Origin of the sequence: Prevotella melaninogenica, assembly GCF_013267595.1 — a bacterium.
Lineage (GTDB): Bacteria > Bacteroidota > Bacteroidia > Bacteroidales > Bacteroidaceae > Prevotella > Prevotella melaninogenica_D.
Genome location: NZ_CP054010.1, coordinates 76,769 through 95,086, shown reverse-complemented (window position 1 = coordinate 95,086; position 18,318 = coordinate 76,769). Strand labels below are relative to the sequence as shown.

Here is an 18,318-nt window from a genome sequence, read left to right as displayed (position 1 = left end):
TCGGAGAGTGTTACGGCATTTGTTTTACTTTAAAGTGGTAAAGCTATTCTTTAGCACAGAAAGCTTTAACTCTTTATCTCTTCAAAGCTAAATTGTAGTTATAATATTCCGTATTACCAGTGATGTCCTCAAGTACTTCTATGAATGGAGGGAAGTTCACATCCTCATGATCAACGATTCCCTTTGTCTCCAAAATCTGAAGATTAGAGGTAGGTGCAAGATAAGTGTCAAGTTCAAAGAACTGACCACGCCAGATAAAGGTCTTGCGAATCTTGTGGATAGACTGACGATAAGGATCTGCCTGACGCATCAATGATTCATATAGATTATTATCTATCTGTCGCTCAGTAACGACCTGTTCATTATTCGGTAAAGTCTTCTTTGTTGTACGAACATTAACCGAAACACCATTCAGAGTACGACGACGTAGACGCACCTCACTGCGAGGTTCTGAGGTTAGATAGGTCTGTGTAATCTCACTTTCGATAGCATCAGGAATCTCACCTGTCAATCGAACAATGTATTTACGCTCCTCAACTATCTGCTGTGGAATCTCCAATACATTAGAAATATCTTGTATAACACGATTAATCTTTGTGTCAAAGTTCTCGTGATTGTTGATTACACGCAAGTGCGGATGCTCTGACCAAGCCTGAATAACCTTCTTATCAAGTTCACGTGCAAGCTCAAGTCCTTCCTTACGTTCAGCATTATTAGCAGTGGTATAGAACTGTTCTGCTCCATCCGCAGCACTCACAAGGTGAAGAACTGCATCATAACGAGCACGAAGTTCCTCAGAAGTTGTTCCTACACCAGCTGTAATCTCTTTCCACATCTCTGGCTTCATATAAGCAGAGATATCCATTGTACCACGATCACATACTATAATCGTAGGTTTATCAATGGTCTCAGCCATACGCGTAAACTTATCTTCCAAAGCAAGCTGAACCTCCAATGTTGCCTTCTCTCCTTCATAGAAGAACGCGGCATTATCCGTAAGATAATCCATACCCGCTTGAGAGAAGAGCGTTGGAACTTCTGGAATGATAAACACTTTATAACCAAGACTTGAGAAATGCTCAATAATCTTGACAAGTGCTGTCGTTTTTCCGGCACAAGGTCCGCCGGTAAGTACAATTCGTTTCATAATGACTAAAAAATCCCCTCCACCCGAAAGTGAAAGGGATTATTATCTAACATTACTGCTTTACAGTGCAAAATGTCAATATAAAATTACTCAGCTGCTGGAGTCTCCTCCTCAGCTACAGGTGCCTCTGCTGGCTGCTCTACTGGAGCCTCCTCAACAGCAGGTGCAGGCTGGTTCTCTGCAACAACAGTTACAGGAATCTTAACCTCAACCTCCTTGTGGAAGTGTACAGTAGCCTCAGATGTGCCAACCTTCTTCATATCGCGCATTGTAACAATCTTACGATCAATTTCAATACCGCGCTTAGCGAGTTCCTCAACAACAGTAGCTGCGTTAACTGAACCGTAAGTTACGCCAGTAGCAGATACCTTAGTTGCAATAACAAGCTCTACACCATCCAACTGAGCTGCCTTCTTCTCTGCCTCAGCCTTGAGAGCTGCGAGCTTAGAAGCCTGCTGCTTCAAGTTCTCTGCCAACTGCTTCTTTGCAGATGGAGAAGCGATGATACCCTTACCAGTTGGGATGAGATAGTTACGGCCATAGCCGTTCTTCACATTAACGATATCGTTCTTGTATCCAAGACCGATAATATCTTCTTTCAAAATAATTTCCATCTATTGACCTCCTTTTTACTTCATCAAATCGGTTACGTATGGAAGGAGCGCAATCTGGCGTGCACGCTTAACAGCTTGAGCCACACGACGCTGATACTTCAAAGAAGTACCTGTAATACGACGAGGAAGAATCTTACCCTGCTCATTGAGGAACTTCTTCAAGAACTCGCCATCCTTATAATCGATGTACTTAATACCGCTCTTCTTGAAACGGCAATACTTCTTCTTCTTTGTATCGATAGAAGGAGCGGTCAAATAACGGATTTCTGATTTCTGCTCTGCCATAATTTAAGCCTCCTTTTTAGCTGCCCATTTAGCACGACGCTTCTCAGCATAAGCTGCAGAATACTTGTCCTGCTTAACGGTGATGTAACGAATAACCTTCTCGTCACGACGGAAGCCGGTCTCGAGAGTGTCGATAACTGTTGGTTCTGCGTTGAACTCCAACAATGCGTAGAAGCCAGATGACTTCTTCTGGATGTTGTAAGCCAACTTCTTCAAACCCCAGGCCTCCTCGTTCAAGATCTCAGCGCCATTGTCGGTGAGCAGTTTCTTGAATTTAGCGACCGTTTCCTTCATCTGTTCATCAGACAAAACGGGAGTCAAAATGAAAACGGTTTCGTATTGATTCATACTACTTAAAAATATAAAATTGTGAATTAAATTACACCTGCTTTCGCAAAATGCGGTGCAAAAGTACTAATTTTTATGCAACTGACCAAATATTTTTTGTACTTTTGCGCCAATAAATAGTATATTTACACTTTTGTATGAAAAGATATATCAAATACTTAGGCATTGCAGACATTATTTTAGGTCTGCTTCTATTCGCGCTCCATGTCATTCTCCATTTCAATGGAAACGAACTTCTTTTCGGTGGATTAGCACTGGTCTTGAGTGGTGTTATCATATTTGTAAGGGGAGAACGTTTAGCCTCATTCCAAGCTTCAAAGGAGGAAGAGAAGGAGGAATAACAGGATTTTCCGTTAAATTATGTGGATGTTTTTCGTATCGTTTTAAAGAAAGTCGAAGTTAAACATCATAGAAAAACATAGGCAAGATTGTCAAACTACCTATTTTATTATCACCTTCCAACATAGAGCCCCCTTTCTTCTTGTATGTTGATAATTCGCAGACAAAATCTTGAAAAATCATTACATAATTTCAAATAAAACATCTATAAATAAGAACAAATACACGTATAAAAAGCAAGTCTGCAACCAACAGAAAATCAATTAGTTATAAAAAGGCGCAAGAAAAGGTGCTTAATTGGACTTCAAAAGGGCGTTAATAAGAGTCTTAAAGGGCACCTATTGCAAGTCAATTAGGCGTCTTTAAAAAGCCAAAAGAGCATGTATTGGTTTCGAATTGCATGAAAATAGCTTACAAATATCTATCAATATAAGAACAAGTTGTTTATAAAAGGTGGATAGACATGATAATTGGTAGATATTTAACCCAAGTCGGTCATTAGAGCCTAAAAGGTTTTATATTATATAAAAAGGTGTATGCAACCTCTTTATATAATATTATAAAAGAAAGATAGAATGGCATCAAAACAACTCTAACAAACCGACTTATATATCAAAACTTGCACCTTCTTGTGTCAGGAAAGTATTAGGAAATATTTCTTTAGCTTCATCTAATAGCTGCTGTTCATTACCATAACGTGCTGAGTAATGCCCTAAAAGAAGTTTCCCTGCAGCTGCATCCCGAGCCACCTGTGCTGCTTGCTGCGACGTACTATGCCAATAAAGACGAGCACGATCAGCATCTTGTGCTGCGTATGTACTTTCATGATAAAGCGTACTTACGTCTTTTACAAGATTATGGAGGGTTTTAATGTATCGCGTATCAGAGCAATAAGCATAGCTACGAGCAGGTGCAGCAGGGGTTGTTAGCTTACTATTAGGAATCACATCACCCTCTGGCGTTACCCAATCAGCTCCCGCCTTTATATTATTAATCTGACTGATAGGAATATGATAAAAGTCTATCATGTCACGACGGATATGTGGTAGGGTTGGTTTCTCACGGAACAAATAACCACAACAATCAATACGATGCTGCAAAGGGATTGTTTCAACCGTCAGACTCCTATCCTCGTAAACCACCTTATTCTGCTTTGTATCAACAGCATGAAACACTACTTCAAACTCTAACCCCTGACAAAAAAAGTTCAGTGTCTGGTCAAGAATAGGCTCAAACGCAGCGGGAGCGTAGATATGTAACGGAGCCGTACGCCCTGTCATTCCAAAGGTTGAGATCATACCAGGCAAGCCAAAGCAATGATCACCATGCAAGTGGCTAATAAAAACGGCAATAATCTTTGAGAAATGTATGCGCGACCGACGAAGTTGTATCTGTGTTCCTTCTCCGCAATCAATCATAAAAAGCTTCTCCCTAAGCTCAACAACTTGGGAAGAAGCATTATGTTGCAAAGTTGGTAACGCACTACCGCAACCAAGAATATGTACTTTGAATGGTTCCATATAGACTACCCCATATCTTCTCATTCCACCCTTTTAAGGGAGGAATAAAAAGATTCGTTTTCTAATAATAGTCGTCACAATCTCTTTAAAGAGAGTATAGCGAAGAACTTACTTACCCCTTGTAAAGACAAAAAGTCCCGATTTATTCTCTAATGACAATGTGTCCGCGCCAAGGCTTTCTACATCAAAGGTGTCTTTTGACAGAATCAGCTTACCATTCCATATTTTCCATGCTGTCCATGGATTCTTCTCAGACTGTAAGCTTGATGTAACGCTTCCTCCTTCTTTTATCTCAAAGTTGCGATCAAGACTACTCCAGTTACCTAACAAAGAGGTAAGATTAATCGCTGAACGCATAAAGTTATCACCATACTCTTTATAACCAATAATGGCAAATCGGTCACCATTAATCTTTCCACCTTTAACAACTTCAAATGTATCATTTGGGTTTACAAGATATTCAAGTGTGTCACCATGATCGGTAAGCAGGACTATAGAGTTCATACCACCATCCACCATCGTACCATAGATAGTACTATCGTTTGTGGCTACAGAGTCCTCAGCCTCTTCAGTTTCAGACATCATAGACTTAGGTTTGCTATCCTTACAAGAGATTACTACTGCAAGAATAAACAAAGACATGATAAAATAAAAGGTTCTTTTCATATTTATACTCCTTAATTTTTATCGTAATTTTAATTGTTAACAGCCTTGGCTTGATTCCATAACTCATCCATTTCAGCAAGAGTTAAGTCTTTTATCGTAACGCCCTTTGCCTTAGCAGCTTCCTCAATATAGTTAAATCGTTTAATAAACTTCTGATTCGTGTGCTCAAGAGCATTATCAGGATTCAAATGATAGAGGCGTGCTGCATTAATGAGAGAGAATAAGAAGTCACCAAATTCTTCTGTTGAACGTTGCTTATCCTCCTTCATCATCTCATTCTTCAGTTCTCCTAATTCTTCATATACCTTATCCCAAACCTGCTCTTTCTCTTCCCAATCAAAACCAACATTGCGTGCTTTGTCTTGGATGCGGTAAGCCTTAATGAGACTTGGTAGTGAATTTGGCACACCAGAGAGTACCGAAGTATTTCCGTCACGTTCACGTTGCTTGCGCTGTTCCCATGTAGATTCCACTTGAGAAGCAGTGTTAGGAGTTGACGACTGTACGTTATTATCAGCCCGATGTTCTTCATCTTTGTAAACTACTTGTCCTGCAGCATTAACTACCATATCAGAACGTGTCACGCTCCAACCCGTCCAATCGATAAAATCATGTCGAAACATAAGTTTGTCGGATTGCGCATTGCAGACATCAGCAACATCAAAATCCCCCTTTTCTTCACCCAACATAGAATAGAAGATAACATGTTCCATGACGTCTCCAAGCTCTTTACAGATATTCTTTGAGTCATTTTTTAAGAGCGCATCTGCCAACTCAAAGGTCTCTTCAATCGTATTGGGGCGGAGGCTTTCATTGGTCTGTTTACTATCCCATGGACACTCCTTTCGGAGTCGTTCTTGAATGTCTAAAAGTCGGGAAAAAGCTTTCAGTTTATCTTCTTTAGTATGCAAAGTCTTGATGTTTAAAGTTAAACATAAACGTTAAAGTACTCATCAGTGTACTATTATTGATGCAAAGATACGCTTTTTAGGCGGATTTTTTGTACTTTTGCATCGTAATTTTAAAGATAATAAAGAAATAATAATATACGAGACAATGGAATTAGCAAGCAAGTATGATCCACAAGTAGTGGAGTCTAAATGGTACCAGTATTGGCTGGACAACAAGCTTTTCAGTTCTAAGCCTGATGGCCGCGAGCCTTACACTGTGGTTATTCCTCCACCAAACGTAACGGGTGTGCTTCACATGGGCCATATGTTGAACAACACGATACAGGACATCTTGGTAAGACGTGCCCGCATGGAAGGTAAGAATGCATGCTGGGTACCGGGTACTGACCACGCAAGTATTGCTACAGAAGCAAAGGTTGTGAACCGCCTCGCAGAGCAAGGTGTAAAGAAGACTGACCTCACTCGTGAGCAGTTCCTTGAGCATGCATGGGATTGGACACACGAACATGGTGGCATTATCCTCAAGCAGTTGCGTCGACTTGGTTGCTCATGCGATTGGGATCGTACTGCTTTCACCATGGATGATACTCGTAGCAAGAGTGTTATCAAGGTGTTCTGCGACCTCTATAAGAAGGGTTACATCTATCGTGGTGTACGCATGGTTAACTGGGACCCACAGGCTCAGACGGCTCTTTCTGACGAAGAGGTAATCTACAAGGATGAGCATTCTAAGCTTTATCACCTTAAATACTATGTTGCTGAAGAAGACCAAGCAAAGGTTGAACGTAAGGATGAAGGCAACGTAATGCATAAGGATGCGAAGGGTTACTATGCGGTTGTTGCAACCACTCGTCCAGAGACAATCATGGGTGATTCAGCAATGTGTATCAACCCAGAGGACGTTAAGAACACATGGTTGAAGGGTCTTCATGTTATCGTTCCATTGGTAAATCGTGTGATTCCAGTTATCGAAGACACCTATGTTGATATCCAGTTCGGTACTGGTTGTTTGAAGGTTACACCTGCTCACGACGTTAACGACCATGCACTTGGCTTGAAACACGGTTTGGAAACTATTGATATCTTCAACGATAATGGTACTATCTCTGAGGCTGCTGGCTTGTATGTTGGTCAGGATCGTATGGATGTGCGTAAGCAAATATCAAAGGATTTGGAGGCAGCAGGACTGATGGAGAAGGTTGAAGACTATGATAATAAAGTCGGATACTCAGAGCGTACACACGTACCTATTGAGCCAAAGCTGTCTACACAATGGTTCTTAAAGATGCAGCACTTTGCTGATATCGCCCTTTCTCCTGTCATGGACGACGACATAGAGTTCTACCCAAAGAAGTATAAGAACACATATCGCCACTGGTTAGAGAACATCAAGGACTGGTGTATCAGCCGTCAGTTGTGGTGGGGTCATCGTATTCCGGCTTACTACTTCAAAGATGCTGAGGGCAAGAATGCCACCGTTGTGGCAGAAACTACTGAAGAAGCATTGAAGTTGGCACAGGAGATTAATCCTTCTGTAACAGCTGCCGACCTTGAACAAGAGAGCGATTGCATGGATACTTGGTTCTCAAGTTGGTTGTGGCCAATCTCTGTCTTCGATGGAATCAACAACCCTGACAACGAAGAAATCAACTACTACTACCCTACCAGCGACCTTGTTACTGGTCCAGACATTATCTTCTTCTGGGTAGCACGTATGATTATGGCAGGCTATGAGTATCGTGGTAAGTTCCCATTCAAGCATGTCTACTTCACAGGTATTGTACGTGATAAGCTCGGACGTAAGATGAGTAAGAGTCTTGGTAACTCACCAGACCCGATCATGCTCATCGAGAAGTATGGTGCTGATGGTGTTCGTATGGGTATGATGCTCTCTGCACCTGCAGGTAATGACATCCTCTTCGACGAGACACTTTGCGAACAAGGACGTAACTTCAACAATAAGATTTGGAATGCCTTCCGCCTCGTTCAAGGTTGGGAGACAACTGATGCTGAGCAGCCATTGGCAAACAAGATTGCTGTTGAATGGTTCGAAGCGAAGTTGAAGGAAGTAAATGCTGAGATGAACGAGCAGTTCAAGAGCTATCGTATTTCAGAAGCTTTGATGACTGTTTACCGCCTCTTCTGGGACGAGTTCTCAAGCTGGTACTTGGAGATGATTAAGCCAGAATACGGCAAACCAATCGACAAGCTCACCTACGAAGCAACCCTTAAATTCTTCAATTCACTCTTGAAGATGTTGCATCCATTCATGCCTTTCATTACTGAGGAGTTGTGGCAGCACATCTATGAGCGCAAGGATAACGAGAGCATCATGCGTGACGAACTCAAACTTGATGCACCAAGCAAGGAGGAATTAAAGCTCATCGAGGCTATTGAGCAGGTTAAGGCGATTGTCAGCGGTGTAAGAGCCGTACGCAACCAGAAGAACATTGCTCCAAAGGTTGAGCTCGACTTGAACGTAATCGGTCAGAACAACTACGAGGCTTACAACAGTGTAATCATTAAGATGGCTAACTTGAAGGCTATTGAAGTGGTAACTGAGAAGAGTGGTGACGCATCAGGTTTCATGGTTGGTACCGATAGTTTCGCTGTACCAGTGGGCGACTTGATTGACGTTGCAGCTGAGATTGAGAAGCAGGAGAAGGAGCTCAAGCATCTTGAAGGTTTCCTCACAGGTATCAAGAAGAAACTCTCAAACGAGAAGTTCGTAGCAAATGCACCTGAAGCTGTTATCGAACGTGAGCGCAAGAAGCAGAGTGACTCTGAAGAGAAGATTGCCGCTTTGAAGGCAAGTCTTGAAGAGTTGAGAAAGAAGTAATCTATTATCTCTTTGACTAATGGGTTCATTAGCCAAAGCGTTTTAGTACATATAAAAATAAGAGGGTGTGTCAAAATGCAAATTAATAACTTGACAACTTTCAATCTATAAGTAGGATTCTTCTAAAGGCAAAGAAAAGACCATTTCTTTACTCAAAATCGAGTATAGAAATGGTCATTTTTTATTGGATTGTTTCAAACTGTAAGATCATCAAAATGATATTTGCATTTTGACACACCCTCTTATTTGTTTTTATTCATAATCATCTACCACATTATTAATAAAGTCCATCATAGGCTTACCTGTCTTACAGATATGTTCTAACTGCTCAATCCAGCCATCGCCCTCGAAGAAGTCATCGGGCACAGACACCCAACAGCAATAATCCTTCATTCGAAGATACTGAAGATGCTCATAATCTTTTGGGAATCCCTTTGGAACAGTCTTTAAAGCTGCAAGTCCAAAGCCTCTCTTACTGACTTTATCGTCGGTCCATTCACCTTCATTAGGTCGTCCAAACAAATCGATAAACTCCTCATTCTCTACATGCTTGAGCCATTCATCAATGTTTGCCATGATTTCATTGCGACATGAAGTCAATATATTCGTAGGCAACCAATAGCATCCCACAGCAACCAAGCAGTTGCCTGGCTGAAGATGTATATAATAACCACCACGCAAAGCCTTTCTACCACGTGCACAGATGTATGCACCCAAGTGACGTTTATACGGACTCTTATCAGGTGAGAAACGTATATCACGATAAAAACGATAGGTACAATCCTTTGCCGTCAAGTGTGAAACCTCATCATCAAAGGTTGCCAAACAAGATATTATTTGGTCAACTCCGTTCTCAAAATCAGCCTTCACCTCATCGTATTCAGCCTTATGCTCCTGAAACCATTGCTTATTATTGTTCGCAGCAATACCTTTCAAGAAGTGTATTATCTTCTTTGTATTCATAATCTTTTGCGTTTTATCTTGTTTAATTTTACACTATCAATTCATTCACTTGTTAACTCGTCAACCGTCAACTATAAACCTACCATCAATTAACTCGTTAACTTGTAAACTCGTTAACTCGTCAACTATCCTATCCTACAACTTACTATTCTCTAACAGCTTTGGGCAAATACTATCAAAAGGACAATGCTCACAATCAGGCTTAGCACTCTTGCAAACATAACGTCCATGAAGCAATATCCAATGGTGGGCATCCGAGACCTCCTCTGTAGGGATATTCTTCATCAGATAATCCTCAACCTTACGAGGCGTGTTAGCTGTTGAAGGAACCAGCCCCAAACGATGACTGACACGGTAGACATGCGTATCGACAGCAAGTGTTGGCTTACCAAACCACACTGCTTGAATAACATTTGCCGTCTTACGCCCTACTCCAGGCAGCGTAACGAGGGCATTAGGATCAGAAGGCACCTCACCATCAAATTTCTCAACCAACATCTTCGACATCTCAACTAAATGTTTTGCCTTTGAATTGGGGTAAGAAACACTCTTCACATACTCAAATATCTCATCGGCTGTAGCCTCTGCCATCGCCTTTGCATCTGGATAATGACGGAACAATTCTGGTGTTATCGCATTGATTCGCTTATCCGTACACTGAGCAGAAAGGAGTGTCGCACAAAGAAGTTGGAATGCCGAACCAAAATTTAGCTCAGTCGAAACATGCCCAACATTCTTGCGAAAATAACTCAGTGCATAATCATATCTTTCTTTTCTTGTCATCCTTTTATAGTATAGTACAGCATAAAATAAACAGCTCAGCCAATTATCTCAGCCAATAAAAATTATTTTCTTTCTTTTATTACGATATTATTTCCCACAACAGCAATAGCTTGCTGATTTGTAATAATCTTCAAGGGAAGATGGCTATTCTTGTTGACAACTTCCCGTGCAGCCTTTTCAAAAGGAAAACTATCGAAATGTACGACAGGATAGAATCCAACAAGTCCAAGACCAACAAAATCCTCCATTCCTGACACCCGCGAATAACAGTCATCCATACCCTTTGCATATTCAATGTTGGGAGCAAGTATCATCGCTCCAGCAGATTCCCCAATATATAGTTTTCCTTGCTCCACCTGCTCTATGATACACCTGTCAATCCCAGTTCTCCTCAATTCCTGCAAGAGAAAAAACGTATTGCCACCCGATACATAGATACAGTCGCAGCTTGTCAAGACCTCTTCTATTTCATTCTTACTACATTGAGTAATTTCTAATTCCTTAACAATAAGTCCAAGAGAATCAAATGCCACTCTGGCTTCTTCCACATATTGTGTATACGCTTCATGAATGCTTGCTGTAGGGATAAATGCTACTGTCTTGCCTCTCAACGGAACTGAAACAGATTCGGATAAAATTGAAGCAACCTCAGCAAAATATGAACATAAAAAGATCTTCTTCATTAATATATTATGTTTAGAACTTCCTTATCATTAGTACTATAAACAGATTGAACAGGAATAAAAATAAGTATTATAATCAAGAATACTATAAATCTATACCTCTTACTTCTCACGTTTAATACTGCAAAGTTACTAAAAACTAACAGATTATTTGGTCCTTTCCGAAACTTAATGTAATTTTGCATCAGAAATAAAAAACAAATCAATTATGATAACTCCAATGACAGGACTGATTGCACTGCTAATCATCGCACTGATTGGCTGGGTAGTTGCAGAACTTAAAGACAAGTGCGTTACATTCGTTCACTCTGAAGAAGAGGCTGAGGGCGAGGAAGAAATGAGAGAAGCTTACGAAGCACATGGTGGCAGAGAGCTAAATCTGAAAGACTTGCTTGCACATAACAGTACGAACGGCTATAAGTCTATCTAAGATTAATAGCAAATAACATAAAAGACGGGAATGGTATGGTTGTATCATTCCCGTCTTCTTTATATTATGTAATGTGGGATTAATCCTTAGAAGTTGGTTTTTATAGGAGTAAAACGCTTATAGCTGATTTGAAAAATCATTACACAAAAAGAGAGGAAAGAAACTTCTTCTACCTTGGAAACATCAAAAAAGACTGCATTCATAACCATCAGGGCATCAAAGAGTTGCAAAAGCACATCATAAAAGGTGCTTAATTGCATTGCAAAAGGGCGTTAGTTGCATGGCAATTAACGCCCTTTTGGACCTCAATTAACGCCCAATTGGAACGCAATTAAGCATCTATTCATTTTTAAGATGTGAATTTATTTTACAATATTCCACCTCGCAAGACATCACCACTATGATATACTCTCTATCAAGAGCCATATATTAAGTAAGGTGACGATGCCCGCTAACGAGTAAAGGAAGACCATATTCAACTTACTATTGGCATACTTACCCATCACACGCTTGGAAGATGTCAGACCGACTTGTAAGAAAACGGTGAAAGGAAGTTGGACAGAAAGGAACATCTGTGAGATAATCAATCCCTTAAATGGGTCACCAATAAAGAATATCATCAGAAGGGCAATACCTAATGAGAGGACAATTCCAGCAATAGAGTGCGTATCTTTTGCATTATATGACTCACCAAAAAGTCCAGAGAAGATACTACCCGCAGCCATTCCACTGGTTATCGTACTTGAAATACCCGCTAAAAGTAAGGCAATAGCAAATATATTCGCAGCATTATTACCCAAAAGTGGCTGTAGCATTGCTTGCGCCTGAGACAGTTCATCAACATGCTGACCATGAGAGAAGAACGTACTTGCTGCCAAGAGAATCATCGCAGAGTTGATAGCCCAACCCACAATCATTGAGAAAAGTGTGTCGACAAACTCATACTTTAACATGTGACGGATACGTTCGTCACCCTCCAAATAGATCTCGCGACTCTGTACAATCTCAGAGTGAAGGAAAAGATTATGAGGCATCACAACCGCTCCCAACACACTCATGATAATCAAGAGAGAACCTTGTGGGACTGTTGGAACGAATGCTCCCTCAATAGCTGCAGGCCAATGAATATCAACGAGAAAGAGTTCATAAACAAACGAAAGACCTATCATTGACACAAAGCCAATGATGGCACGTTCCATCTTCTTATAGCTATTCGTAAAAAGCATTATCAACACAGCCACTGTTGTTAAGACAGAGCCTGTAGGAATACTAATGCCAAAGAGCATTTGTAGCGCAATCGCACCACCAAGAATCTCTGCTAAAGAGGTAGAGATACTGGCAAGAATTGCACTCAAGATGATAGGACGACCTATCCATTTAGGTGCATACTTAACTGCTGCCTCACTGAGACAAAGTCCTGTCACAATTCCAAGATGAGCAACATTATGCTGTAAAGCTATAAGCATAATTGTTGAAAGGGTTACTACCCATAACAATGCATAGCCATACTCTGAACCAGCAGCAAAGTTACTTGCCCAGTTTCCTGGGTCGATAAAGCCTACGGTCACCAACAAACCGGGACCAATAAATTTAAATATATCTAAGGCACCCAACACACGTGGGTGGTCCTTACGTTGTAGTTCTTTTAATATATTCTTCATTCTAATTAAGTTTTATGCAAAGTTACAATATCTATATGACAAACTACAAGATGATAAGGGAATATTGAAAAAAATACAAACAATTAGGTAGGTGGATTAAAACCAAATCGGTCATTAGTCCACAATGTTTCAGGAATTCTTGTTTTTGTGTTGTTTCCGAATATCTTTTTTTTCTTGTCAGTTACAATTCTACAACAAAATGAATAATAAAAGGTTGGAACGAAGCGTTAAAATATACTTTGAATAGTCACAATCACACCTAAGTATAAATCAGAGAACCGCTTAAAAGAACTATAAAGAAAAATATAAGACTTTGTCTAAGAAACCTAAAACGAATCTACAAAATACTGTAAACAAAATTACAGAACCAAAAAGTTACTAAAAATAAAAATGCCCTACGCTTCACAGCGATGGGCATTCAATCTCAATAGGTATTAGTTTCTTTAAGGTAAAAAGATTGTATTCAGGATAACGTTTGCAAAGATAGGGCATTATTTTTATATGTGCAAACTTTTATACAACTTTTTTATTAATAATGAAACATTTGTTATCACACATACACCTATCGCTGAAAGCCATTCAGATTCACTTTTATTAAACACTTTAAAAAGATAAAGAAAAATCGTTTTATTTCGTTACGGAAAATGTATAAAACATTATAAAACATTACTCGGGAAGTATTTTGCATGACTAAATTCAAACTGCATAAAAGAATATACATTATTATTTAGAACAAAGTGCATCATAAACAAGAAAAAATGAGTAACTTTGCAGCATAATAATAAATAGGAAAATATGACTACGATAGAGAACAACACCAATGAGGAGAAGCGTAGCTTGAGCTTCGTAGAACAACTGGTAGAGGAAGACCTCGCAAAGGGTAAGAACGGAGGACGTATTCAGACACGTTTCCCACCAGAGCCAAATGGCTATCTTCATATTGGTCATGCGAAAGCGATTTGCATGGACTTTGGTGTAGCTGAAAACTATAAGGGAATTTGTAATCTTCGTTTTGATGATACAAACCCAAGCAAGGAGAACAACGAATATGTAGAGAATATCCTTCATGATATTAGCTGGCTTGGCTTCAAATGGGGTAACATTTATTATGCAAGTGATTACTTTGAGAAGTTATGGGACTTTGCTGTTTGGATGATTAAGAAGGGCTTGGCATATGTTGACGAGCAGACTTCTGAGCAGATTGCAACACAGAAAGGTACACCAACAACGCCTGGTACAGCATCACCATACCGTGATCGTCCTATCGAGGAAAGCCTTGCTTTGTTTGAGCAGATGAACACACCAGAGGCTGTTGAGGGAAGCATGGTACTTCGTGCAAAGCTCGATATGGCTAATCCTAACATGCATTTCCGTGATCCAATCATATATCGAATCATTCAGATTCCACATCATCGCACAGGTACAAAGTGGCATTGTTACCCAATGTATGACTTTGCACACGGACAGAGTGACTACTTTGAGGGTGTTACCCACTCTATCTGTACACTCGAGTTTGTGCCTCACCGTCCTCTCTATGATAAGTTTATTGACTTCTTAAAAGAAAGTGATGGCACCGATGACAACCTATCAGATAACCGCCCACGACAGATAGAGTTCAACCGCTTGAACCTTACTTATACAGTAATGTCAAAGCGTAAACTTCATACATTGGTTGATGAACATCACGTCAAGGGATGGGATGATCCACGAATGCCGACACTCTGTGGTATGCGTCGTCGTGGTTACTCTCCAGAGTCTATCCGTAACTTCATCGACTCTATTGGCTATACTAAGTTCGATGCACTCAATGATGTAGCGTTGTTGGAGGCTGCTGTACGTGACGACTTGAACAAGAAGGCTACACGTGTTAGCGCTGTTCTCGACCCTGTAAAACTTGTTATTACCAACTATCCAGAAGGAAAGACTGAGGAGATGGAGGCTATTAACAACCCAGAGAATGAGGCAGATGGTTCACACACTATCACCTTCTCAAAGAATCTTTGGATTGAACGTGCTGACTTTATGGAGGATGCTCCAAAGAAATTCTTCCGTATGTCTCCAGGTAAGGAAGTGAGATTGAAGAACGCTTACATCGTTAAGTGTACTGGTTGTACTAAGGATGCTGAGGGCAATATCATTGAGATTCAAGCAGAATATGATGCTGACAGCAAGAGTGGTATGCAGGGTGCTGACCGTAAGGTGAAAGGTACTCTCCACTGGGTTAGCGCTGACCACTGCTTAAAGGCAGAGGTACGTGAGTACGACCGCTTGTTCAACGTAGAGAATCCTGCTGCTGATGAGCGTGATTTCCGTGAGCTTCTCAATCCAGAAAGCCTTACTGTACACACAGAGTGCTACGTTGAACAGTATCTCGCTGAGAAGAAACCGGGTGATTACCTACAGTTCCAGCGTACTGGTTACTTCATGCTTGACCCAGATACAACAGCTGACCACCTCGTGTTTAATAAGACTGTTGGCTTGAAAGATACTTGGGCAAAGAAGGCCAAAGCATAACTAAAGTAAAGTAAGATTTGGATATATACTATCAGAGTGATAAATTCAAGCAAGTCCTTCATAGATATGAGGAACTGCAAAAAGACAACATCAGCGAGTTCCTCGACCCAGAGGAACTGACTGATGTTGCTGAATATTACCACTATATTGGTGAGGATAACAATGCTTTAGACGCTATCGATTATGCCACCCGCTTGTATCCAACAGCCACTACTCCACTTGCTTTCAAGGCACGTTTAGCATTATTCATCGACGAAGACCCAGAGCTTGCTAACGAGATTGCAGAGATGATTGTTGATAAGAGTGACTTAGATTATCTCTATCTTAAGGCTGAAATTATGATTGTTGATAATAAGGCAGACGAAGCAGATGACTTCCTTCAAAATCAGTATGACGAGGTTATCTCACAAGAAGACCGCGAGGATTATGTCCTTGATGTTGCTGCTCTCTTTTCCGATTATGAAGAAAATGAATATGTAGAGAAATGGTTGAGCCGCTCAACAAAGACAGAAGATAACGATTATAAGGAACTTCGTGCGCGTCTTCTCAAGAGCCGTGGGAAGTATAAAGAGAGTGAATCCATTCTCAATGAGTTACTTGATACCAACCCTTATTCTGGTCCTTATTGGAATCAGTTAGCCCAGAATCAGCTTTTAAGGAATGACATAAAGGATTCAATCACATCAAGTGAATACTCCATAGCTATCAACCCTGATGATGAAGAAGCTATCCTCAACAAGGCCAACGGACTCTTTACACTTGGGAATTATGAGGAATCTCTGAAGTACTACGAGCGTTATAAGAAACTCTGCCATAATCAAGATACAACTGTCGTTGATGTTACTATCGGACATATACATCTCATGCAGGGCAATGCTTCAGAAGCGCAACGATATTATCATTTGGCTTTAGCAGAAACACAGAGCAAGAGTCTGACACTCATCCACATTGGTATTTCGACCTTTGACAATGGATATGTCGAATATGCTTACAACATCTTTAGTACGTTATTGCCTGAAATGGATGACGACTGGGACATCGGCTTCGCATACCTCGCACGCTGTTGTTATGAATTAAAGCTAAAAAAGGAGTTCAATATATACTTGCGACAAGCCGTTGAAAGGAATCCAGAGGAGAGTATAGAGGTACTATCAGACCTCTATCCAGAAGGAACAAGCCCACAAGACTACCCCAATATTCGTATTTTATAACAAACAGAATTATAATTAATAACATATCATTATGAGTTTTATCACATCCATGCTCGGACATCTCAACTATGGCACCATCTTTATTTTGATGCTTCTTGAAAGTACGGTTATCCCTGTACCATCAGAATTAGTTGTTGCCCCAGCTGCCTATCATGCTGCCGCAGGCAACCTTGATATATGGTTGGTAATTCTTTTCTCCACTTTAGGAGCAGACGTTGGTGCAACTATTAACTATCTTGCAGGATGGTATCTTGGTCGCCCTATCATCTATAAGTTTGCCAATAGTAAGTGGGGACACTTGTGTTTATTGAATCAAGAGAAAGTTGAAAAGAGCGAACGATACTTCGATGAGCATGGTATGGTGGCTACAATCACTGGCCGTCTCTTGCCAGGTATTCGCCATCTTATCTCCATTCCAGCAGGATTGGCGAAGATGAGCTACTGGAAGTTCTTGCTTTATACTACTATAGGTGCAGCCTCATGGCACACTATTCTTGCACTTTTAGGACATTACATGCACTCTTTTGTACCAGAAGATCAGCTCCAAGAGAAGATTTTAGAGTATGGAGAGTATATTAAGTTTGGTCTTATCTTCTTGGTAATTGTTGTTTGTTTTTACTTCCTTGTTAAGTGGTATGTCAAGAAAAAGAAGAACAACAAGAACCATTCACAGCAGGTATAACCCTATATAATAATATTCTACCACAACACTTTTTTATGACTTCAAACGAGAAATACATAGAAGATATAGCTAACGAGCAGCTTCTTTCAGATAAAGAAGAGCAGGATTTAGCAGAGAAGATAAAGGTTGGTGACGCAAGAGCTTTGGAGAAGTTGACCAAGGCTAACTTGAAGTTTGTTGTTTCATTGGCTCATCAATACCATAACCGAGGATTGGGTGAAGACGACCTTATCAGTGAAGGAAATATTGGTATGATGTATGCCGCACAGAAGTTTGATGGTTCAAAAGGTGTACGCTTTGTTGTCTTTGCGGCTCCTTACATCCGTAAAGCTATGGAAGAGGCTATCAAAGAGCAAGCAACACTCTATAAACTTCCTAAGAACGAGACAAGTAGATTTGAACAGAAGCGTTCACATGCTATCTCTATTGACCAGCCTGTACCAGTAGGTAGCAACAATAACTTCACACTTCAGCATATCCTTGAGAATGAAAATGCCAAGCATGCTGACGAACATCTTAACCAAGAAATACTCAGCAATGAAATCCAAAAAGGATTAGATGTACTTGATGAACGTGAAAAAAGGGTCATCACTTATATCTATGGATTGACTGGAGCACACTATACGATGGCAGAGATTGCGGAGGATATGGGATTAAAACGCGAACGTGTACGCCAGATTCGTGACAAGGCTTTGCGCAAACTTCATAAGAAGATGAAATAA

18 protein-coding genes are annotated in these 18,318 nt (G+C 40.4%); 7 read left to right on the top strand and 11 right to left on the bottom strand.

What is annotated here, in order from left to right:
* Nucleotides 1-73: 73 nt before the first annotated feature.
* From FIU21_RS00385 to rpsF, 4 genes are all read right to left on the bottom strand, one after another.
* A complete protein-coding gene (locus FIU21_RS00385; RefSeq protein WP_004359904.1) occupies nt 74-1,147 on the bottom strand; it encodes an AAA family ATPase in 1,074 nt (357 codons plus the stop codon).
* A gap of 86 nt (nt 1,148-1,233) precedes the next feature.
* Complete coding sequence (gene rplI, locus FIU21_RS00380; protein ID WP_004359905.1) at nt 1,234-1,761, bottom strand: 50S ribosomal protein L9; 528 nt, start codon at nt 1,759-1,761, stop codon at nt 1,234-1,236.
* Nucleotides 1,762-1,776: 15 nt separating this feature from the next.
* A complete protein-coding gene (gene rpsR / locus FIU21_RS00375) occupies nt 1,777-2,046 on the bottom strand; it encodes a 30S ribosomal protein S18 (protein ID WP_004353605.1) in 270 nt (89 codons plus the stop codon).
* Between the two features lie 3 nt (nt 2,047-2,049).
* On the bottom strand, nt 2,050-2,394 hold the full coding sequence (gene rpsF, locus FIU21_RS00370) for a 30S ribosomal protein S6 (RefSeq protein WP_004359906.1): 345 nt from the start codon (nt 2,392-2,394) through the stop codon (nt 2,050-2,052).
* 137 nt (nt 2,395-2,531) lie between these two features.
* Here rpsF and FIU21_RS00365 point away from each other — a divergent pair, with 137 nt between their 5' ends.
* Complete coding sequence (locus tag FIU21_RS00365) at nt 2,532-2,735, top strand: hypothetical protein (RefSeq protein ID WP_004359907.1); 204 nt, start codon at nt 2,532-2,534, stop codon at nt 2,733-2,735.
* A 603-nt stretch (nt 2,736-3,338) separates the two neighbouring features.
* Here FIU21_RS00365 and FIU21_RS00360 read toward each other — a convergent pair.
* From FIU21_RS00360 to mazG, 3 genes are all read right to left on the bottom strand, one after another.
* Nucleotides 3,339-4,253, bottom strand: a complete 915-nt coding sequence (locus tag FIU21_RS00360) for a ribonuclease Z (protein WP_004359908.1) — start codon at nt 4,251-4,253, stop codon at nt 3,339-3,341.
* A gap of 108 nt (nt 4,254-4,361) precedes the next feature.
* Nucleotides 4,362-4,919 carry a lipocalin-like domain-containing protein gene (locus FIU21_RS00355; protein WP_004359909.1) on the bottom strand — a complete coding sequence of 186 codons (558 nt, stop codon included), beginning with the start codon at nt 4,917-4,919 and terminating at the stop codon, nt 4,362-4,364.
* Between the two features lie 29 nt (nt 4,920-4,948).
* Entirely contained in the window at nt 4,949-5,830 is an 882-nt protein-coding gene (gene mazG / locus FIU21_RS00350) for a nucleoside triphosphate pyrophosphohydrolase (protein ID WP_004359910.1), read from the bottom strand.
* Nucleotides 5,831-5,975: 145 nt separating this feature from the next.
* On the opposite strand from mazG, the gene FIU21_RS00345 reads away from it, so the two are divergent.
* Entirely contained in the window at nt 5,976-8,669 is a 2,694-nt protein-coding gene (locus FIU21_RS00345) for a valine--tRNA ligase (RefSeq protein ID WP_004359911.1), read from the top strand.
* Nucleotides 8,670-8,921: 252 nt separating this feature from the next.
* On the opposite strand, the gene FIU21_RS00340 is transcribed toward FIU21_RS00345, so the two are convergent.
* The 3 genes from FIU21_RS00340 to FIU21_RS00330 all read right to left on the bottom strand — a co-directional run bounded on the left by FIU21_RS00340 (nt 8,922) and on the right by FIU21_RS00330 (nt 11,098).
* Nucleotides 8,922-9,632 (bottom strand): DUF2461 domain-containing protein, encoded by a 711-nt coding sequence (locus FIU21_RS00340; RefSeq protein WP_004359912.1) that lies wholly within the window; start codon nt 9,630-9,632, stop codon nt 8,922-8,924.
* Nucleotides 9,633-9,767: 135 nt separating this feature from the next.
* Nucleotides 9,768-10,415, bottom strand: coding sequence for an endonuclease III (gene nth / locus FIU21_RS00335; RefSeq protein ID WP_004359913.1), 648 nt, complete (start codon nt 10,413-10,415; stop codon nt 9,768-9,770).
* Nucleotides 10,416-10,477: 62 nt separating this feature from the next.
* Nucleotides 10,478-11,098, bottom strand: a complete 621-nt coding sequence (locus FIU21_RS00330; RefSeq protein ID WP_004359919.1) for a Type 1 glutamine amidotransferase-like domain-containing protein — start codon at nt 11,096-11,098, stop codon at nt 10,478-10,480.
* 208 nt (nt 11,099-11,306) lie between these two features.
* Between FIU21_RS00330 and FIU21_RS00325 the strand changes: the two genes are divergently transcribed.
* Entirely contained in the window at nt 11,307-11,528 is a 222-nt protein-coding gene (locus FIU21_RS00325; protein ID WP_004359920.1) for a hypothetical protein, read from the top strand.
* Nucleotides 11,529-11,926: 398 nt separating this feature from the next.
* Here FIU21_RS00325 and FIU21_RS00320 read toward each other — a convergent pair whose 3' ends face one another.
* Nucleotides 11,927-13,189, bottom strand: a complete 1,263-nt coding sequence (locus tag FIU21_RS00320; protein WP_004359922.1) for an Nramp family divalent metal transporter — start codon at nt 13,187-13,189, stop codon at nt 11,927-11,929.
* 795 nt (nt 13,190-13,984) lie between these two features.
* Between FIU21_RS00320 and FIU21_RS00315 the strand changes: the two genes are divergently transcribed.
* The 4 genes from FIU21_RS00315 to FIU21_RS00300 are packed head-to-tail and all read left to right on the top strand — an operon-like array spanning nt 13,985 to nt 18,318.
* Nucleotides 13,985-15,703, top strand: a complete 1,719-nt coding sequence (locus tag FIU21_RS00315) for a glutamine--tRNA ligase/YqeY domain fusion protein (protein WP_004359923.1) — start codon at nt 13,985-13,987, stop codon at nt 15,701-15,703.
* Between the two features lie 17 nt (nt 15,704-15,720).
* Entirely contained in the window at nt 15,721-16,914 is a 1,194-nt protein-coding gene (locus FIU21_RS00310; protein WP_004359925.1) for a tetratricopeptide repeat protein, read from the top strand.
* Nucleotides 16,915-16,945: 31 nt separating this feature from the next.
* Nucleotides 16,946-17,596 (top strand): DedA family protein, encoded by a 651-nt coding sequence (locus tag FIU21_RS00305; RefSeq protein ID WP_004359927.1) that lies wholly within the window; start codon nt 16,946-16,948, stop codon nt 17,594-17,596.
* A 35-nt stretch (nt 17,597-17,631) separates the two neighbouring features.
* The gene (locus tag FIU21_RS00300; RefSeq protein ID WP_036886111.1) at nt 17,632-18,318 is read left to right on the top strand and encodes a sigma-70 family RNA polymerase sigma factor; all 687 of its coding nucleotides are present in this window, start codon (nt 17,632-17,634) and stop codon (nt 18,316-18,318) included.